Consider the following 17,928-nt stretch of genomic DNA (forward strand, 5'->3'; position numbering starts at 1 on the left):
TACCCGGACCCGGGCAGGCCGCGGACACAGACCGGCGGCCACCATCCCGCGTTCCGCTGCCGGACAGACCGGAATCCGGTGCCGCCTGGCTGCCTGGGGGTTCATTGCCGTCCGGTTCGGTGCCGGACGCTCCGGGCGGGGTGCTGTTGGTGACCTCCTCGGCTGTCCTCCGCGCCGAAGTGGAACGCATTGTGGCAGCGGCCGGGGCCCAGCTGCGCGTGGTTGCGGACGCAGCGGAGGGCGGACGATATTGGGATGCCGCGTCAGCCGTCCTGGTAGGCAGCGATGTGCGGGAGCTGCCGCCGCGGCGCCGTACGCCTGCGGTTATGGTGGGGCTCGACGGCGAGGGCGACAGCCTCTGGCACCTTGCCGCAGCCCTGGGCGCCGAACGTGTTGCCGTGCTGCCTGATGCCGCTGCCTGGCTGGCGGATCATCTCAGCCGGTCGCGGTCCCCAGGCCCCGGTGGCCTGGTCCTGGGCGTCACCGGAGGCTGCGGCGGGGCCGGGGCCACCACCGCCGCGATCTGGATCGCCCAGGCAGCGGCGGTGCTGGGGGTGCGGGTCCTGCTGGCAGACGGCGACCCCTGGGGTGGTGGCCTGGAACTGGCGCTCGCCGCTGAGGACAACCCGGGGTTGCGCTGGCCGGATCTCGCGGAGGCAAGGGGCAGCATCGATCCGCTCCAGCTTTCTGACTCCCTCCCCGTGGCCGGCGGCTTTTCGTTCCTGTCCTGGCCAGCCACCAGGGAGCAGCCGGTCCCTGTTCCTGCTGACGCCGCAGCGGGTGTGCTTGATGCTGCCCGCCGTGGCTTTGAACTGGTGGTTGTGGATGTGGGACGGGGCGCTGAACCGCTCCAGACGGTGGCTTGGGACTGCGACCGGATCCTGGTGGTGGTTCCGGCGCAGTTGAGGGCGGCAGTGGCGGCGGTGCGCCTGCTGCAGGAACTCCCGCCCGTGGAGGCTGCCCTGCTGGTCCGGCGGCGGCCGGGTGCCGCGCTGGACACTTCCCTGATTGCCGACGCCGTAGGGCTGCCGGTCCAGGGCCGCATTCCCGAACTGCGGGCGGTCGCGGGGGCCATGGAATCGGGCCGCCTGCTGGATCTCGGGAGGCGGCGGACCATCCGGCACTTCGCCGCCGCGGTACGTGACTGGCTCGGTGCGGACCTGCGGACGGGGGATGGGGCATGAGGCAGCCGCCCGGCACACCCTCAGCTTCGGCCCGGGAACCGGGCACCCGGCGCAGCGCCCGGATCCTTGAAGCGAACCAGACAGTCCGGCACGTGCGGGGAAGTGAAGCCGGCGGGAGGGGCCGGGCTGTTGATTCCGGACTGCTGGAATCAGTCCGTGAATCGATGATGGCCGAGGCAGGGGCGGTGACCCCCTCCCGCGTCGCGGCGGCGGTGCAGGCTACCGGCAAGCTGCTGGGCACTGCCGGAGCCCTTGCCGCAGTGGAACGGATCAGTGCCGAGCTCAACGGGCTGGGCCCGCTGCAGGAGCTCACCCGGAATCCTGCCGTTACGGACATCTTCGTCAACGCCCCCGACTCCGTGTGGGTGGACCGTGGCCGGGGCATCGAGCGCGTACCTGTCGTGTTCGACGGCGAGGCCCAGCTGCGCGCACTGGCCTGCCGGCTGGTGGCCGCAGGGGGACGCCGCCTGGACGACGGATCACCGTGCGTCGATGTCAGGCTTGCCGGCGGCTACCGTGTCCACGCCGTGTTGCCGCCGGTGTCCACGTCCGGGACGCTGTTGAGCGTCCGGATCCGCAGGGAGCGGGTGTTCAGCATGGCGGAGCTGCGCACGGGCGGCATGTTCGGCGGGTGGGTGCAGACGGTGCTGGAAAGGATCGTGGAGCGGAAACTGAGTTTCCTGGTCAGCGGTGCCACAGGTTCCGGAAAGACCACGCTGCTTTCCACCCTGCTGGGCCTCTGTTCCGGGGACGAACGGCTGGTGCTCATCGAGGACGCGGCCGAACTCAACCCAGTCCACCCCCACGTGGTGGTCCTGGAATCACGCCACGGAAACCTCGAAGGAGGCGGAGCAGTGGACTTGGGTGAGCTGGTCCGCCAGGCCCTGCGCATGCGTCCGGACAGGCTGGTGGTGGGGGAGTGCCGGGGCGCCGAAGTCCGCGAACTGCTGACCGCGATGAATACCGGGCATAGCGGCGGCGGCGGAACCATCCACGCGAACACCGCAGCCGCTGTCCCCGCCAGGCTCAACGCCCTCGGCGCGCTCGCCGGGCTGGGCCCGGAGGCGGTGCGGCTTCAGGCCGCCAGCGCCCTCGACGTTGTCATCCACGTGGGCAGGACCGCAAAGGGCAGGGAAGTCCTGTGCGTTGGACTCATTACCGATGGCCCGCAAGGACTGGCCGTGGTGCCGGCCATTGAGGAAGCAGGCATCCCGGGTCCCGCCTGGCCGGCACTGGCAATCCGGGTGGGAATGGATCCCGGGGCAACCCTGTGACGGCCCTCTTCACTGTGCTCCTCTGCAGTGCCGCGCTCCTGCTCCTTAGGCCGCCCCAGCACGCGGCGTCGAGGCTGCGTGCGGCAACTGGCCACAGGACGAACGCGCCCGCTGCCCGGAAGCGCCTTGTCCTGCCCTGGCCCAGGAACGCTGGAGGGAGCGCGGCCACGAAGCGGGGACCCGGACTGACCCTGGTGGTGCAGCAGCTCGCGGCGCTGCTCCGCGGCGGACGGACGCCCGCGCGGCTCTGGGACGAGCTGTGGATGGTTTACGGCGAAGGGAGACGCGGGCAGCCTGCGCGTGGGCGTGCACCGCTCCCCAAAACCTTGCTGTCCGATGGCTCAGCTTCCGTCCTGGTGGCCGCGCGTGCGGCCGCCGCCACCGGAGCTCCCGTTTCCGGGATCATCCGGCGTACGGTCTCCACGGCGTTCCCGCTCCGGGACAGGGAAGCAAGAACCTGGCTGGAGCTGGCCGCGTGCTTTGACATTGCCGAGGCCAGCGGATGTCCGCTCGCCGACGTCCTGACCAGGTTCGCGGCTCAGCTGGAAGCGGAGGATGACGCAGACGCCGCCCGGCAGACCGCCCTTGCAGGCCCCAAGGCCACCGTGCAGCTGCTGACCTGGCTGCCCTTGATGGGGCTGGGTCTGGGAACCGCCCTGGGCGTTGATCCCCTGGCCACCTTGTTGGGGACGCCTCTTGGACTGGCTGCCCTGGTGGGTGGCCTGGTCCTCACCGTGGTGGGAAGGGCTTGGTCCGCGCGGCTGGTTGTGGCGGCTGCGGGGGCCGGGGCACCATGAGCTCGGGATGGGCCCCCGCCCTGGCCCTGTTCCTGCTGCTTGCCGCCGGCGCCTGGCTTGCCTGTTCCAGCAACAGCGGTCCGCGCCGTCGGCTGCGCGGAGCGTTTCCTCCTGCCACTGGGGAGCGGCTGGCACCAGGCGCCACGGGAGAGGACGTTTGGTCCGGCAGCGGCCTGAAGGACACGGCCATGATGCTCGAACTGATGGCGGCCATGCTGGACGCGGGCGCCGGAGTTGGGCGGGCGCTCGACCTGGTGGCTGCTTCGGCTGCACCTGAGTACCGGGACTCCCTGCGGCCGGTGGTTTCGGCACTGGCCATTGGCGCTGACTGGGAAACGGCGTGGCGCAGCTCCGCCGTTCGGATCCCCGAAATTCTCGAACTGCGGGACGCGCTGGGCTTCGCCGCGCTCACCGGCGCACCGTCGTCGGCGATCCTCTATGCCCAGGCGGCGAGGCTCCGGCGGGAGCGGTTCCGGGCAGCAGAGAAGCGGGCTGCCTCGCTCGGGGTAAAACTGGTGGTTCCCTTGGGCCTGTGCTCACTGCCGGCCTTCATCTGCCTTGGCGTGGTCCCGGTGCTGTTGGCACTGGTACCGTCCGGCTCCTAACGCAGCCGGCGCTCCTGGCGCTGCTGGCTGCTACCTCGATGTGCCACGCCCGGCCGCCCCTTCGCAGCGATGCTGGCCGCCGTACCCGGCGCCGGGATCCGTCTCCTCCTCCACAATGCCGGGGCGGCGAAGCTTTTCCACTTAGCCAGGCTCTCCACTTACCGGCCACGCAGCTGCCGGGAAGAGTCATGACAGCCGGGAAAACCACCGGCACCTACGGAAGGGAACCACATGTCCATCAACCATTACCGCAGCCATTACTCCGCCGGAATGTCGGCGCCGGTCCTTTCCCGGGCGGGTGCCTCCAGGCCAAGGACTACGGCCAGCCGCGGGCCCGTCCCGCCGGTACGGGTGCCGGGGGAACCCGTGACGGGACCCGCCGTGGCGCCCTGCAACGTGGTGGAGCTGTACCCCGGTGCGGGAAGCAACCTCAAGGGCCGGAGGAGCATCAGGCTGCTGGGCTCGGAAGCCGGCATGGCAACGGCGGAATACGCCATTGCCACCCTCGCCGCGGTGGGCTTCGCCGGCCTTTTGGTGTTTATCCTGCGCAGCGATGAGGTGCGGGGCTTTCTTCTCAACCTCATCCGCACTGCCTTGGCGCTGCCGTGACGCAACCAGCGGAGGTGCTGCCGTTCCGGACGCCCCTCACCGCGGCGGGTGGCGGCGTGACCTGCAGCCATGGATTTTCGGACCCCGCGGACAAGACCGCGGATGCCCAGGGGACCGTGACGGCGGAGTTTGCCGTCGCACTGCCCGCCGTGCTGGCACTGCTGGCCATGCTGCTTGCCGGAGCCGCCGCAGGCATGACGCAACTGCGAATCGAAGAAGGGGCGCGGGCGGGTGCCAGGGCCCTGGCCCGGGGCGATGACCCGGCGGACGTGGAACGGTCTGTCAGGGCGCTCGCCGGAGGCTCGGCAACCGCATCCATTACCGCCGACGGCGGGTGGTTCAGCATCACCGTCACAGACCGTGTGCCGGGGCCCCTGGGCGCGTCCATTCCATGGACGCTCACCGCCAGCGCCTCCACCCGCAGCGAGATCGCGGGGACCGGAGCAGCCGGGACCGGCGCCGCCGGCAGCGGACCAAGCGTTTCCGGCGGTGTCAGGTGATGCTTTGCCGGGGGTATCAGGTGAGGCGGAGCGCCATGGACGGCCCGGAGCGCGGTTCGGGGACCCTTCTGGCCGCGGGGCTGGCAATGGTGGTCATGGCAGCCATGGCCGTCCTGCTGCTGTTGGCCCAGTCCGCGGTGCTGGCCAGCCGGGCCGCGGCGGCAGCGGACCTGGCAGCTCTAGCCGCGGCGGATGCCCTCCGGGGCATCACCACCGGGGAACCCTGCGCCGTGGCCGTGGACGTGGCCGCGCGCCACACCGCAACGGTCCTTAGTTGCTCCGCAGGCCCGGGACAGACGGTCGAGGTGCGCACTGAGCTCGGTGAGCGGACACTGCTGGGTGCCGCCACCGGGCGTGCCCGCGCAGGGCCGCCGCCCTAGGAGCAAACGGGAGCAACCAGGAGCAAACGGGAGCACCAAGGGCGCCATGGCCTCGGGCGGGTGTCAGCTCCTGGCATCCAGACCCGCCGGTGTGGCCTCGGTGGCGTCCTTGAGCAGAACGTCCAGGAGGGTGACGGCGGCTGCCTTGTCCAGCGGATTGTTCTTGTTTCCACACTTGGGGGACTGCACACAGGAAGGGCAGCCGAAATCGCATTCGCAGGCCTTGATGGCATCGCGGGTCGCTGCCAGCCAGACCCTGGCTTTGTCGAATCCCCGTTCCGCAAAGCCGGCTCCGCCGGGGTGCCCGTCGTACACGAAGATGGTGGGCACTCCGGTATCGGCATGCAGGGCAGTGGAGACTCCGCCAATGTCCCACCGGTCGCTGGACGCCACCAGCGGCAGGAGGCCTATCGCGGCGTGTTCAGCGGCGTGCAGGGCGCCCGGGAACTGCGCCTCAATGAGGCCGGCGCCGGTCAGGGAGCGGTTGTCCACCACGAACCACACCGCCTTGGTGAACAGGTCCCGTGCCCCGAGCTCAAGCGGCTCCTCGCCCAGCACCTCGTTGGAGATCAGGGCCTTTCGCTGGAAAGAGACAACCTGGGTGGTTACCTTGACGTCGCCGAAGTGGACGGTAATGTCGCCCCACTCCATGGTCCGCAAGGTTTCCAGGACCTCGATCTGGGTGACGTCACGTGCTGTCGTGTAGTAGTCGGGGTTGGACCGGCGGACCATGACGCAGTGGTCGTCCTCGTTCAGGTCCTCCACGACATAGGTGTCGCCCTGATGGACATACACGGCTCCGGTGTGGGCCTGGTAGTGCGTCTGCGGCGAGTCCATGGTCCCCAGGAGGGAGCCCGTCTCCGAGTCCACGATGCTGACCGGGCCGCCGCCGTCCGCCCGCAGGTTGACCATCCCCGCCGCGCTCTGCGAGTGCGTCCAGAACCAGCCCGCGGGCCGCCGACGGAGGTAGCCCTGCGCAACCAGCCGGTCCAGGAGCTTTTCGGCGGTGGATCCAAAAAGGTCCAGCTCGCCCGGCCCCAGGGGAAGCTCAGCGGCCGCCGCGCACAGGTGTGGTCCCAGGACATAGGGATTGGAGGGGTCGAAGACCGTCGCCTCCACCGAGACATCGAAAATGGCTTCGGGATGGTTCACCAGGAACGTGTCCAGGGGATCATCGCTGGCCACAAACGCGGCGATGGCATCCTGGCCGGCCCGGCCGGCCCGGCCGATCTGCTGGAACAGTGATGCCCTGGTGCCGGGCCAGCCGGCCACCAGGACGGCGTCCAGGCCCGAAATGTCGATCCCCAGCTCAAGGGCGGAGGTACTGGAAACGCCCAGCAGCTGGCCGGAACGCAGGGCCTTCTCCACGGCCCGGCGCTCCTCCGGCAGATACCCCGACCGGTAGGCGGCCACCCGCTGCGGGAGGCTGGGATCCACCTCGTCAAGAAGCCGCTTGGTGATGGCGGAGATGGTTTCTGCTCCGCGGCGGGATTTGATGAACGCGATGGTGCGGATCCGGGCGGACACCAGGTTGGCCAGAAGGTCAGAGGTTTCGGCGACGGCGGTGCGCCGCTCCTTGGCCCCGTTCTCGCCCCTGATATCGGTCAGCGCCGGTTCCCACAGTGCCACCGTGGTGGCTCCGTGCGGTGAACAGTCCTGGGACACTGCGGTGACCGGCGCACCGATGAGCCGCGAGAAGGAGACCTCGGGTTCGGAAGCGGTGGCGGAGGCAGCGATGAACACGGGCTCGGGGAAGGCGCTTCCGGCACCGTAATAGGCGCAGATCCGGCGGAGCCGCCGCATCAGGTTGGCCACGTGTGATCCGAAGACGCCCCGGTAGCTGTGCGCCTCGTCCACGATGACGTACCGAAGCCGGCGGAAGAAACCGGCCCACCACGCATGGTTGGGAAGGATGCCGAAGTGCAGCATGTCCGGGTTGGCCAGGATGAAGTTGGCGTGGTCCCTGATCCACCGGCGGGCCGAAGGGTCGGTGTCGCCGTCATAGGTTTCTGCCCGGACCGTGGGCAGCTTCAGGGCGCGGATGGCGTTTAGCTGGTCCGCGGCCAGCGCCTTGGTGGGGGACAAATACAGGGTGACCGCGCCGTCGTCGTGGATCTTTCCCGGCTCAGCCAACACACGCAGTTCCGACCGGTGGATCGCATCCAGCGCCGGCAGCTGGTAGGCCAGCGACTTCCCGGACGCCGTGCCGGTGGCCACCACAACATGCCGGCCCGAATGGGCCGCATTGGCCGCATCAACCTGGTGCTTGTACGGCTCACGGATACCCAACGTGCCGTAGGCCGCGGCAATGTCCGGGTGAACCCAATCAGGCCAGGACGCGTGGACTGCCTCGCGGGCAGGTATGGTGCGGACATGACGCAGCTGTTCCGGTTCCGGGCCGCGGCCCAGTAAGGGAATCAGGGAGTCATGGGGGTTCACCCCACCATTCTTCCACCCGCCAGTGAGCCGCCTGCCCGTGGTTCGCCACGGGGAAAACAAACGGCAGGCCCAGGCTGGACCCGCTCAGCTCAGGGAGAGGTCCGCCCCGTCGTGGGACGCCGAGAGCATCAGGACCCGGGCCACCGTGGTCCAGCCAAGGTGGGAGTACAGCTTTTGCCCGTCAAGGGAGGCCAGGAGCAGGCCGGCGCGGACATCGTGCCCGAACGCCTGGGCGGCCAAGGCGCGCATGATGAAGCTGCCCAGGCCCCTGCGCTGGAAGGCCGGCTCCGTGATGATTTTGTCGAACACGGCGGTGTCACCCACCACGAACACCCTGCCACTGGCCGCGAGGGCGTCGCCGGAGCGGACCTCCGCATAGTGGACGCCGTCCTGCTCGTATGTGGACAGGCTCAGGTCGTCGTCGGACAGCCAGGGGTCCTCGGCGTCCTGCGTCTCCATATCCACAATCATCATCGTCTGCGCATCGGACGTGACGTTCAGCCCCTGCCTGGCGGCCAGTGCTGCGTAGCGTGGGGGGTCGTTGGTGAGGACGGTCAGGACCCGGGCCGGGGATTCAGCCGTCCTGGCCGCGAGGGCGGCGAACTCGTCATCGGTGGGTTCGGATGCGAAGACTTCCCACTCGCCGTTCGTGTCGGAACGCAGCGCGGCGGGAAAGCGGCCCTCCGTGGAGGTCCGGTAGCCGCGGCATCCGGCCCAGCCGGCAACCCACACCTCGAGCAGGCCAGTGATGTCTTCAACCAGGGTTTCCGGGCTCATGGCAAGAACACTATTCCAGCCCGTTCGCCAGCAACAGGGGGTGCGGAAGTGCTTATGCAATTGTGATACGGCCCGGGCCCAGGTCCCTCCCCAGCCATGGCAGGACCGGCCCGGGAGTGCAGCCGGTACCCTTAAATACGTGGCTTTGAACAAGATTGTGCTCTTTTACGGCTTTACCCCCGTCGCTGACCCGGACGCCGTCCGCCTCTGGCAGCGTGCCCTGTGCGAGAAGCTGGGCCTGACCGGACGCATCCTCATTTCCAGGGACGGGATCAACGCCACCGTGGGCGGGGAGATCGGCGCCGTCAAGCAATACGTCAAGACCACCCGCGAGTACGCCGGGTTCCGCGGCATCGACGTCAAATGGTCCGACGGCGGGGCAGAGGACTTCCCGCGGCTCAGCGTCAAAGTGCGCGACGAGATCGTTTCCTTCGGAGCGCCCGGAGAGCTCAAGGTTGACGCCGGCGGCGTGGTGGGCGGCGGAAAGCACCTGAAGCCGGAGGAACTCCACGAACTCGTTGACGCCAGGAAGAAGGACGGCGAAGACGTGGTCTTCTTCGACGGCCGGAACGCCTTCGAAGCCCAGATCGGCCGGTTCAAGGACGCCGTTGTTCCGGACGTCGCCACCACCCATGACTTCATCAAGGAGCTGGAGTCCGGCAAGTACGACGCCTTGAAGGACAAACCGGTGGTGACCTACTGCACCGGCGGTATCCGCTGCGAGGTGCTGTCAAGCCTCATGGTAAACCGCGGCTTCAAAGAGGTGTACCAGCTGGACGGCGGGATTGTCCGGTATGGCGAGGCGTTCAAGGACCAGGGGCTCTGGGAAGGCTCGCTGTACGTCTTTGACAAGCGCATGCACCTGGAGTTCAGCGAGGACGCAAAAACCATTGGCCAGTGCGCCCGCTGCTCGGCGCCCACCAGTAAATTCGAGAACTGCTCCAACCCGAGCTGCCGCACCCTGACCCTGTACTGTGCCGAGTGCGCCGCAAGCCCGGACACACTCCGCTGCCCGGAAGGCTGCACGGCGGCCTAAACAAGGCAGTCCACAGGGCAACCCGGCAGCCCGCCGTCCGGTCTCAGAGCCTGTGCACCCGGAACGCATAGTTCGCCGCGGTCCGGGCCTCCATCCTGACCGTGAGGACGCTGTCCGTGGACATGTAGATGACGTTCTCACGGTTAATGCCGCACCGCAGGGCCAGGTCCACCAGGGTGAGGGTCTCGGTGCGGACCGTGAAGGTCACCCGGCGCTGGCTGCGGCAGGCGATGGACAGGATGTAGGTTCCGGTTTCCAGCACCGGTGACGGGACCAGCCGGTCCTCCCCGGCCGCCAGGAGTCCGGCGTCTTCCTGGACCACGGGGGCGGTGGTGCCCGGAAGGGCCCGGGATACCCAGTCATCCAGTTGCGCTTCGCTGACTGGATCCTGCTGCAGCGGGTCGCGGGTGAATGCAGGTGCCGGGGCAATGGTCGCGGTGCCCTGCGTGCTGCCGGCCCGGCCGTCGTCGTACGTGTATTCACAGCCAACCAGCGCCCCGGCCGCCAGCACGAGTCCAAGGGCGACGGCGGCGCCAGGCTTCGGTGCCAGGGCCGCCCGTGCTGTCCCTTCGGGAAGGAGCGCGGGGATTCCCCGCACGCTGGGCATAGTCAGACTCTAAGCCCGCAGCGCGCGCCCGGCCAGAGCCGGACGGGACCTATTGCGCCGGCGCCAACTGGTAGGCGTAGAGCAGCGGGGCGTCCACGCTGGAGCTGCTGATTTGTACGCGGCCGGCGGCAGGGAGGACGACTTTTGCGGTTTCCTGCCGGCCGTTGCACGCAGCCCCCGCTTCCGTGATGGCCTTGCCGTCCAGGGACACGGCGAAGAATGCCTTGCCGGTGCCGTCGCACACCGCCGTGAGCGTGTAGCTGCCGGCGGGCACCATGGCGGCCTCCTGCACGATCCGGTCCCGGTTGAGGATTTTTCCGGAATCCTGCAGCACCACGCCCGCCGGCGACGAAGGCATTGCGGTGGCCCGCCACTGGGGAACGTTCGCGTTTTCCACTGACTTCACCGGGGAGCACCCGGCCACGGCCAGGCACAGGGCCGCGCCAAGCACGGTTCCCGGCAGCGAACGGCGGACCACTGCGGCTGCCGTGCGGGCGCGCAGAAGGACGGGGAGGCGGGAAGGCATGGGACCACCGTACCCCGCAGCAACCCCGGACTAAACTTGGGCGATGCCTGGATCCCGTTATGAGTTCACCGCCGGAAATACTCCCGATGCTCCCCGGAGCGACCTTCCCGCCCTGCTGTCCACCCTCGCCGCAGACCTGCGCGGACTGGACTACACGCTGGACGGCGTGGCGCGGCTGCTGGGAGATGAGGCCTCGGCGGCGCTGAACCGGGACCAGATCATTCCCGCGGTGCTCGCCGTGGAGCAGGCCGTCCAGGAAGACAGCGGCACGGCGCCGCTCGCCGCCGTCGTCCGCCTGTGGCTCCTCGCCGAGCCGCAGGAGAAGGAAACGCTCGACGCCGCGCTGCCGGGCACCGGCGCCGACGGCCTCATGGAACTGGGGCTGGTGCAGCCCGTCCCCGGCTCCGGGCAGCTCATGGCGAAAGCTGATTTGCGGCCCTACGGCTGGGACAGGAACGAGGACGGCAGCGGCGGCGCGGAACTGTGGGTGGCCAGTGACCTCGCTGCCCACCAGCAGGCCGGTGTGCTCCGGCACGACCACGTCCTGGGCATCGGCCAGGCATCAACCACCCTGGTGCAGACCACCATCCGCCGCCACACCGAGCGCGCCCTGGACCTCGGGACGGGCTGCGGCATCCAGGCCTTCCACCTGCTGCACCACTGCCAGCACGTGACCGCCACCGACATCTCCGAACGCGCGCTGGCCTACGCCCGGTTCAACATCCTGCTCAACGCAGAGGCGCTCTCCGTGGACCCCGACCGGCTTGAGGACAGGGTGAGCCTGCGCCTGGGGTCGCTCCTGGAGCCGGTGGCGGGGGAGGAGTTCGGCCTGGTGGTGTCCAACCCGCCGTTCGTGATCACCCCGCGCACTGCCGGTGAGGATGCGGCGGACCAGTTCACGTACCGCGATGGCGGCCTGCCGGGCGACGGTATCGTGGCCGCCCTGGTGGCGGACCTTCCCGGCATTTTGGCGCCCGGCGGCTGGGCCCAGATGCTGGGCAACTGGGAAGTCGCCGCCGGCAGCAGCTGGGAAGAGCGGCCGAAGCGGTGGGTGCGGCAAGGTACGGACGCCTGGTTCATCCAGCGCGAACAGGTCACGCCGGAGCAGTACGCCGAAACCTGGCTGCGGGACGCCTCCGAATCCCGGGACCGGCAGCACTACCGGGATGCCTACGCCGCCTACCTTGCGGATTTCGGCTCCCGGAACGTGGCCGGCATCGGGTTCGGCATGGTCTGGCTGCGCCGCCCCGCTGACGGCAACCCTCCGGCCATCAGCCGCTTCGAGGAAATCACCTACCCCATTGAGCAGCCGATCGGACCCCACCTGGGCGCCGCCGTCGAACGCGTCGACTGGCTGGCCGCCCATGACCTTGCCGCCACGCACCTGCTGGTGGCCGACGACGTCACAGAGGAGCGCCACCAGCGCCCCGGCGCCGAGCACCCCGGCGTGATCCTGCTCCGGCAAGGTGCCGGGCTGCGCCGCACCAACCTGATGAGCACCGAGCTGGCCGGCTTTGTCTCAGCCTGCGACGGCGACCTCACCGCCGGGCAGATCGCCGGGGCTTTGGAGGCCCTCCTTGGCGGTGGTGAGGGATTCGACGCCGGGACTTTCCAGGGTGCGCTGCTCGCCGACGTGGCCAACCTGGTCCGGGACGGCTTCCTGCTCCCGGCCGGAAATCCCGTCCTGGAATAGGCCCCCTCAAGCCCTCAACAGAGCCCCGTCTTTTCCACATGAATGCGCACGATTGCCCAAAATATGGTGAACTAGGCGAACATGGGCTCATCTGCCCCAGCAACCTTTTTCTGTAGGAGCACCGTGCCAAGCAAGGCCAAAACCGGCAAGAAACTCGTGATCGTGGAGTCTCCGGCCAAGAGCAAGACCATCGCCAAGTACCTCGGCGAGGGCTTCATCGTAGAGGCCTCCATCGGTCACATCCGCGACCTGCCGCAGCCGTCCGAACTCCCCGCCGAGCTGAAGAAAACCTCCGTCGGCAAGTTCGCCGTGGACATCGACCACGACTTCAAGCCCTATTACGTGGTGTCCCCGGACAAGAAGAAAAAGGTCACCGAGCTCAAGGCCGCCCTCAAGGACGCCGACGAACTTTATCTCGCAACCGATGGGGACCGCGAGGGCGAGGCCATCGCGTGGCACCTGCTGGAAGTACTCAAGCCCAAGGTCCCGGTGTACCGGATGACGTTCGGCGAAATCACCAAGGAAGCCATCCAGCGCGCCATGGGCAACCTGCGCGACGTGGACCAGGACCTGGTGGACGCCCAGGAAACCCGCCGCGTCCTGGACCGCCTCTACGGCTACGAAATCTCGCCCGTCCTGTGGCGCAAGGTGGCCCGCGGCCTCTCCGCCGGGCGCGTGCAGTCCGTGGTCACCCGCATGGTGGTGGACCGCGAACGCGAACGCATGGCCTTCAAAGCTGCTTCCTACTGGGACCTGACCGGCCAGTTCGGCGCGGACTCAGGCTCCTTCAAAGCCAAGCTCGCCGCCGTGGACGGCGCCAAGGTGGCAACGGGCCGCGACTTCAACGACAACGGCGAACTCACCTCCCGGAACGTGGCCCACCTCAACGAGGAACTGGCCACCTCCCTGGCGGCAGGGCTGCAGAGCGCCGATTTCCGTGTCCGCTCGGTGGACACCAAGCCCTACACGCGCCGCCCGGCTGCACCGTTCACCACCTCCACGCTGCAGCAGGAAGCCGGCCGCAAGCTGCGCTTCTCCTCCAAGAGCACCATGCAGGTTGCCCAGCGGCTGTATGAAAACGGCTACATCACCTATATGCGTACGGACTCCTCCGCGCTGAGCGACGAGGCCATCACGGCAGCCCGCCGCCAGGCCTCCGAACTGTACGGCCCCGAATACGTTCCGCAGTCCCCGCGCGTCTACTCCAATAAAGCCGCCAACGCCCAGGAAGCACACGAGGCCATCCGCCCCGCCGGTGACTCCTTCCGTACGCCTGCCCAGGTGGCCAAGCAGCTTTCCGGCGACGAGTTCCGCCTGTACGAGCTCATTTGGAAGCGCACGGTTGCCTCGCAGATGGGCGACGCCAAGGGCTCGACAGCCACCATCCGCCTGGGCGCAGTGTCCAGCGACGGCCGGGACGCCGAGTTCTCCGCCTCCGGCACCGTGATCACTTTCCCCGGCTTCCTCGCCGCCTACGAGGAAGGCAAGGACGAGACCCGCGGCGACGACGACTCCGACGAAGCCCGGCGCCTGCCCAACGTGGCCAAGGACGACTCCCTCACCGCCGCGGACATCCAGGCTGTGGGCCACGAGACGTCCCCGCCGCCGCGTTACACGGAAGCCTCGCTGACCGCGGAGCTGGAGAAGAAGGGCATCGGGCGTCCGTCCACGTACGCCTCCACCATCTCCACCATCCAGGACCGCGGCTACGTCCGGAAGCAGGGCTCGGCCCTGGTGCCCAGCTGGATCGCTTTCTCGGTGATCCGGCTCCTGGAGCAGCACTTCTCCGATTACGTGGATTACGAGTTCACCGCCGACATGGAAGGCGACCTGGACAAGATCGCCAACGGCCAGGAAGCCGGCGCCTCCTGGCTGCGGCACTTCTACTTCGGTGAGGATTCCGATCCGGGCCTGTTGAGCATCGTCAACAACCTGGGCGAGATCGATGCCCGGGAAATCAACTCCATCCCCATCACCGATGAGATCACCCTCCGGGTGGGCAAGTTTGGCCCGTACCTGGAAAGCTCCGCCGCCGTGGTGGATCCGAAGACCGGCGAAATCGTGGAGTCGGCGCGCGCCAACGTACCCGAGGACCTTGCTCCGGACGAGCTGACTGCCGCCAAGGCCATCGAGCTCATGGAGACCGCGGCTCCGGAGGAACGCGTTCTGGGCGCGGATCCGCACACGGGACACACCGTGGTGGCCAAGAACGGCCGCTACGGCGCCTACGTCACCGAGATCATCCCTGAGATGACCGACGAGGAACTGGCCAACCAGCCGGTGGAGTACTACAAGAACGGCAAGCCCAAGCCGCCGAAGAAGCCGATCAAGGCCAAGCCGCGCACGGGTTCGCTCTTCAAGTCCATGACGGTTGAATCCGTCACCCTGGACGAGGCGCTGCAGCTCATGAGCCTGCCCCGGGCGCTGGGGGAGGACGCCGAAGGCAACCTCATCACGGTCCAGAACGGCCGGTTTGGGCCGTACCTGAAGAAGGGGACCGACTCCCGTTCCATCGGCTCCGAGGAAGAAATCTTCACCATCACCCTGGAACAGGCGCTGGAGATTTACTCGCAGCCCAAGCAGCGCGGCGCCCGTGCCGCGGTGCCGCCGCTGGCCGAGTTCGGCCCGGACCCGGTGTCCGAGAAGAACATCGTGGTGAAGGAAGGCCGCTTTGGCCCCTACATCACGGACGGCATCACGAACATCACGGTTCCCCGTGCCACCTCGCTGGAGGAACTCACGCGGGAGCAGGCCGTGGAACTGTTGGCGGAGAAGCGCGCCAAGGGCCCCGTCAAGCGGACCACCACCCGCAAGGCCCCTGCCAAGAAGAAGGCAACAGCCAAGAAGTAGCCGTGTGGCCGGCGCGTTTGCGCCGGCCACCGGATCGTGATCGGCTAGGGGAATGACTGAACAGCCCGCGCACACGGACCTCCAGCCGCTCAACGACCTTGAGGAGAAGCTCGCCACCGGTGGCCAGCCGGACGCAGACCCGGTAGACGTCATCCTGTCGTTCCTCAACAGCGAGGTCTACATCATCAGCTCTGACACGGTAGAGGGCATCGACTCCCAGGTGGAGCCGCTGGTCCTTGCCAACGCCGACGGCGATCCCGTCCTTGCCGTCTTCTCCCACCCCACCAGGGTGGACCAGCAATACCTGGAAGCTGCCCCCAACGTTCTGGGCACCCAGGGTGCCGCCATCATCGCCAACATCGGCGATGAGCTTGGCATGGTGATCAACCCCGGCGCGGCCTACGGTTTCGAGATCAACCCCGAGGGCGTCGCCAACATCAGGCGCGACTTCAAGCGCGCTGACGAGCAATAATGTCCCCATGCGTCTAGGCGTCCTCGACATCGGTTCCAATACTGTCCATCTGCTCCTCGTGGACGCCCACCCGGGTGCACAGCCGGTCCCTTTTGCGTCCCACAAGCGGCCCCTGTCGCTGGTGCAGTACCTTGAACCGGACGGCAGCATCAGCGACGAGGGCCAGCACGAGCTGATTGATTTCGTGCTGGAAGCCTGGGAATTCGCTGCCCGGCACAAGGCCGAGGACCTCCTGGCGTTCTGTACCTCGGCCATCCGCGAAGCCACCAACGGAGCGGCCGTCCTGGCCCGGGTCAAGCACGAAACGACGGTGACCCTCCAGGAACTGACCGGCAGCGAGGAAGCGTCCATGACGTTCTTTGCGGTGCGGCGCTGGCACGGGTGGGGTGCCGGTCCCATCCTGAACCTGGACATCGGCGGCGGCTCCTTCGAAATGGCCTTCGGCCAGGACGAGCTTCCGGAAGTGGCCACCTCCGTGCCGCTGGGTGCCAGCCGGCTGACCAGGGATTGGCTCCCAGAGGATCCGCCGACGGCCAAGAGCGTCAAGGAACTGCGGCGCTACATCAGGGCCACGCTCAAACCTGCCGTCCGCGAATTCGACGGCCTGGGCCGGGCCAACGTGGTGGCAGGAACGTCCAAGACGTTCCGCTCCCTGGCCCGGATCGCAGGTGCTGCCCCCAGTGCGGAAGGACCCTACGTCAAGAGGGAACTGCACGCCTCCGACCTCGGCATCTGGACCCAGCGGATCTCGGCCATGAGTTCCGAGGACCGGTTGCACCTGCCGGGCGTCTCCGAGGCGCGCGCCCATCAGCTCCTGGCCGGCGCCCTGGTGGCCGAGGCGGCCCTGGAGATGTTCAAATTCAAGAAGCTCCGCATTTGCCCCTGGGCGTTGCGCGAGGGGCTCATCCTGCGGCGCCTTGACCAGCTGGTGTTTGCCGGGCCGCTGGAACCGGCACCCCACGTGGCAGGCCCGCTGCCTGCGCAGGCGACGGCCTAGCAAACCGGAGCCGAACCGCCAACTGGCCGCTAAAAAGCCAACCGGCCGTTAAAAGCGGAAGCACCGGGGCCGGCAACAGGAAAATGGGGGAAAACCTGCTGCCGTGCCACCGGTGCCCTGGCAGGCATCCCCATGCCTGCCGCATCACTCGCACCCTCAATGAGGTAATAACTACGTTAGGACCGCAAGTTGTGAGCTGCCTGCGCTGAAGATGGGAGTTGCCTGTGAATGCCCCCGTCCTGCAATGATGGAGGCATGAGCAACCGAATCGCATTCCTTGGCTGTGGATCCATGAACGAAGCCATTCTTGGCGGCCTGCTGGAGGCAGGAAAGGATCCGGGAGATGTGGTGGCCACGGTCCGCCGCGCTGAACGCGCCGCCGAACTGGCCGGGCGCTACCACGGCATCACCGCCATTGCCGGCGAGGAGGAGCCCGACAACAACAGGCATGCTGCCACGGGTTCCGCCGTCGTCATCCTTGGCGTCAAGCCGGTGGGCATTACTGACCTGGCGAGGGAAATCAGCCCCGCCTTGTCCCCGGACACCGTGGTGGTCAGCGTGGCAGCGGCCGTGTCCATCGCCCAGCTGGAGGCCGCACTCCCCGCCGGGCAGCCGGTGATCCGCACCATGCCCAACACGCCCGCCAAGCTGGGCCGCGGCGTCGTGTCCGTCTCGCCCGGCACGCACTGCAGTCCTGAACAGCTCCACATGGTCAAGGACCTCCTGCAGGGTACCGGAACGGTGGTGGAGGTCCCGGAAGAGCAGGTGGACGCGCTCTCGGCCATCAGCGGCTCCGGCCCCGCCTACGCCTTCTACCTGGCCGAGGCCATGGCGTCCGCAGGGGAAGAACTGGGCCTGGACCGCGAGCTGTCCCTGCTGCTGGCGCGCGAAACCGTGGCCGGGGCCGGGTTCATGCTGGCCGAACCCGGTGCAGATCCGGCAGTGCTGCGCAGGTCCGTCACCAGCCCCAACGGCACCACCGAGCGAGCGATCGCCACCTTTGACGAACAGGGCATCCCGGCCATCATCGCCGCCGGCGCACGCGCAGCAGCGGACCGGGCTGCGGAAATCACCAGGCAGCTCGGATAGTCATCAGGCGTGGGCCCAGGGGCCCGAGGGCCCGGGGAACTAGGTGTAATTCCCACTGAGGTTGTGAACGCGGCTGATGGGGGTTGTGCCGCC

17 protein-coding genes are annotated in these 17,928 nt (G+C 68.1%); 13 read left to right on the forward strand and 4 right to left on the reverse strand.

Annotation, left to right across the window (positions count from 1 at the left end; translation table 11 throughout):
* Nucleotides 1-149: 149 nt before the first annotated feature.
* From ssd to HNO81_RS18825, 7 genes are all read left to right on the forward strand, one after another.
* Nucleotides 150-1,184 carry a septum site-determining protein Ssd gene (ssd, locus tag HNO81_RS18795; RefSeq protein WP_371818315.1) on the forward strand — a complete coding sequence of 345 codons (1,035 nt, stop codon included), beginning with the start codon at nucleotides 150-152 and terminating at the stop codon, nucleotides 1,182-1,184.
* Entirely contained in the window at nucleotides 1,181-2,458 is a 1,278-nt protein-coding gene (locus tag HNO81_RS18800) for a TadA family conjugal transfer-associated ATPase (protein ID WP_175319620.1), read from the forward strand. Before ssd ends, HNO81_RS18800 begins: the two co-directional genes overlap by 4 nt.
* 194 nt (nucleotides 2,459-2,652) lie before the next feature.
* Nucleotides 2,653-3,255, forward strand: coding sequence for a type II secretion system F family protein (locus tag HNO81_RS18805; RefSeq protein WP_371818313.1), 603 nt, complete (start codon nucleotides 2,653-2,655; stop codon nucleotides 3,253-3,255).
* Nucleotides 3,252-3,860, forward strand: coding sequence for a type II secretion system F family protein (locus HNO81_RS18810; protein WP_175319622.1), 609 nt, complete (start codon nucleotides 3,252-3,254; stop codon nucleotides 3,858-3,860). The genes HNO81_RS18805 and HNO81_RS18810 overlap by 4 nt, the downstream gene beginning before the upstream one ends.
* A gap of 231 nt (nucleotides 3,861-4,091) precedes the next feature.
* The gene (locus tag HNO81_RS18815) at nucleotides 4,092-4,469 is read left to right on the forward strand and encodes a DUF4244 domain-containing protein (protein ID WP_175319623.1); all 378 of its coding nucleotides are present in this window, start codon (nucleotides 4,092-4,094) and stop codon (nucleotides 4,467-4,469) included.
* Nucleotides 4,466-4,969 (forward strand): TadE family type IV pilus minor pilin, encoded by a 504-nt coding sequence (locus HNO81_RS18820; RefSeq protein WP_371818314.1) that lies wholly within the window; start codon nucleotides 4,466-4,468, stop codon nucleotides 4,967-4,969. Before HNO81_RS18815 ends, HNO81_RS18820 begins: the two co-directional genes overlap by 4 nt.
* A gap of 35 nt (nucleotides 4,970-5,004) precedes the next feature.
* Nucleotides 5,005-5,349, forward strand: coding sequence for an Rv3654c family TadE-like protein (locus HNO81_RS18825; protein ID WP_254703582.1), 345 nt, complete (start codon nucleotides 5,005-5,007; stop codon nucleotides 5,347-5,349).
* 63 nt (nucleotides 5,350-5,412) lie between these two features.
* Here the strand turns inward: HNO81_RS18825 and HNO81_RS18830 are convergent, their stop codons facing one another.
* Both HNO81_RS18830 and HNO81_RS18835 read right to left on the reverse strand, forming a co-directional pair.
* Nucleotides 5,413-7,788: a DEAD/DEAH box helicase gene (locus HNO81_RS18830; protein WP_175319625.1), complete on the reverse strand. Its 2,376-nt coding sequence runs from the start codon at nucleotides 7,786-7,788 to the stop codon at nucleotides 5,413-5,415.
* A gap of 84 nt (nucleotides 7,789-7,872) precedes the next feature.
* Nucleotides 7,873-8,565, reverse strand: a complete 693-nt coding sequence (locus HNO81_RS18835; RefSeq protein ID WP_175319626.1) for a GNAT family N-acetyltransferase — start codon at nucleotides 8,563-8,565, stop codon at nucleotides 7,873-7,875.
* A 139-nt stretch (nucleotides 8,566-8,704) separates the two neighbouring features.
* Here HNO81_RS18835 and HNO81_RS18840 point away from each other — a divergent pair, with 139 nt between their 5' ends.
* A complete protein-coding gene (locus HNO81_RS18840) occupies nucleotides 8,705-9,601 on the forward strand; it encodes a rhodanese-related sulfurtransferase (RefSeq protein WP_175319627.1) in 897 nt (298 codons plus the stop codon).
* Between the two features lie 43 nt (nucleotides 9,602-9,644).
* Here HNO81_RS18840 and HNO81_RS18845 read toward each other — a convergent pair whose 3' ends face one another.
* On the reverse strand, nucleotides 9,645-10,208 hold the full coding sequence (locus HNO81_RS18845; RefSeq protein ID WP_254703583.1) for a hypothetical protein: 564 nt from the start codon (nucleotides 10,206-10,208) through the stop codon (nucleotides 9,645-9,647).
* A 49-nt stretch (nucleotides 10,209-10,257) separates the two neighbouring features.
* Nucleotides 10,258-10,734, reverse strand: coding sequence for a hypothetical protein (locus HNO81_RS18850; protein ID WP_175319628.1), 477 nt, complete (start codon nucleotides 10,732-10,734; stop codon nucleotides 10,258-10,260).
* A gap of 43 nt (nucleotides 10,735-10,777) precedes the next feature.
* On the opposite strand from HNO81_RS18850, the gene HNO81_RS18855 reads away from it, so the two are divergent.
* The 5 genes from HNO81_RS18855 (at nucleotide 10,778) to proC (ending at nucleotide 17,835) form a co-directional block, all read left to right on the forward strand.
* Complete coding sequence (locus tag HNO81_RS18855) at nucleotides 10,778-12,427, forward strand: methyltransferase (RefSeq protein ID WP_175319629.1); 1,650 nt, start codon at nucleotides 10,778-10,780, stop codon at nucleotides 12,425-12,427.
* Between the two features lie 123 nt (nucleotides 12,428-12,550).
* Nucleotides 12,551-15,277: a type I DNA topoisomerase gene (topA, locus tag HNO81_RS18860; RefSeq protein WP_175319630.1), complete on the forward strand. Its 2,727-nt coding sequence runs from the start codon at nucleotides 12,551-12,553 to the stop codon at nucleotides 15,275-15,277.
* Between the two features lie 52 nt (nucleotides 15,278-15,329).
* On the forward strand, nucleotides 15,330-15,749 hold the full coding sequence (locus tag HNO81_RS18865) for an SseB family protein (protein ID WP_175319631.1): 420 nt from the start codon (nucleotides 15,330-15,332) through the stop codon (nucleotides 15,747-15,749).
* A gap of 7 nt (nucleotides 15,750-15,756) precedes the next feature.
* Nucleotides 15,757-16,746, forward strand: coding sequence for a Ppx/GppA phosphatase family protein (locus tag HNO81_RS18870; protein ID WP_175319632.1), 990 nt, complete (start codon nucleotides 15,757-15,759; stop codon nucleotides 16,744-16,746).
* 255 nt (nucleotides 16,747-17,001) lie between these two features.
* Nucleotides 17,002-17,835 carry a pyrroline-5-carboxylate reductase gene (proC, locus tag HNO81_RS18875; RefSeq protein WP_175319633.1) on the forward strand — a complete coding sequence of 278 codons (834 nt, stop codon included), beginning with the start codon at nucleotides 17,002-17,004 and terminating at the stop codon, nucleotides 17,833-17,835.
* Nucleotides 17,836-17,928 lie beyond the last annotated feature (93 nt).

Origin of the sequence: Pseudarthrobacter sp. C4D7 (assembly GCF_013359725.1) — a bacterium.
Classification (GTDB): Bacteria; Actinomycetota; Actinomycetes; order Actinomycetales; family Micrococcaceae; genus Arthrobacter.

What these genes read in the sequence shown, in the direction of transcription:
- HNO81_RS18800 (WP_175319620.1), top strand. Translation starts at nt 1,181, where the DNA reads ATGAGGCAGCCGCCCGGCACACCCTCAGCTTCGGCCCGGGAACCGGGC.
- HNO81_RS18810 (WP_175319622.1), top strand. Translation starts at nt 3,252, where the DNA reads ATGAGCTCGGGATGGGCCCCCGCCCTGGCCCTGTTCCTGCTGCTTGCC.
- HNO81_RS18815 (WP_175319623.1), top strand. Translation starts at nt 4,092, where the DNA reads ATGTCCATCAACCATTACCGCAGCCATTACTCCGCCGGAATGTCGGCG.
- HNO81_RS18825 (WP_254703582.1), top strand. Translation starts at nt 5,005, where the DNA reads ATGGACGGCCCGGAGCGCGGTTCGGGGACCCTTCTGGCCGCGGGGCTG.
- HNO81_RS18835 (WP_175319626.1), bottom strand. Translation starts at nt 8,565, where the DNA reads ATGAGCCCGGAAACCCTGGTTGAAGACATCACTGGCCTGCTCGAGGTG.
- HNO81_RS18845 (WP_254703583.1), bottom strand. Translation starts at nt 10,208, where the DNA reads ATGCCCAGCGTGCGGGGAATCCCCGCGCTCCTTCCCGAAGGGACAGCA.
- HNO81_RS18850 (WP_175319628.1), bottom strand. Translation starts at nt 10,734, where the DNA reads ATGCCTTCCCGCCTCCCCGTCCTTCTGCGCGCCCGCACGGCAGCCGCA.
- HNO81_RS18855 (WP_175319629.1), top strand. Translation starts at nt 10,778, where the DNA reads ATGCCTGGATCCCGTTATGAGTTCACCGCCGGAAATACTCCCGATGCT.
- HNO81_RS18865 (WP_175319631.1), top strand. Translation starts at nt 15,330, where the DNA reads ATGACTGAACAGCCCGCGCACACGGACCTCCAGCCGCTCAACGACCTT.
- HNO81_RS18870 (WP_175319632.1), top strand. Translation starts at nt 15,757, where the DNA reads ATGCGTCTAGGCGTCCTCGACATCGGTTCCAATACTGTCCATCTGCTC.
- proC (WP_175319633.1), top strand. Translation starts at nt 17,002, where the DNA reads ATGAGCAACCGAATCGCATTCCTTGGCTGTGGATCCATGAACGAAGCC.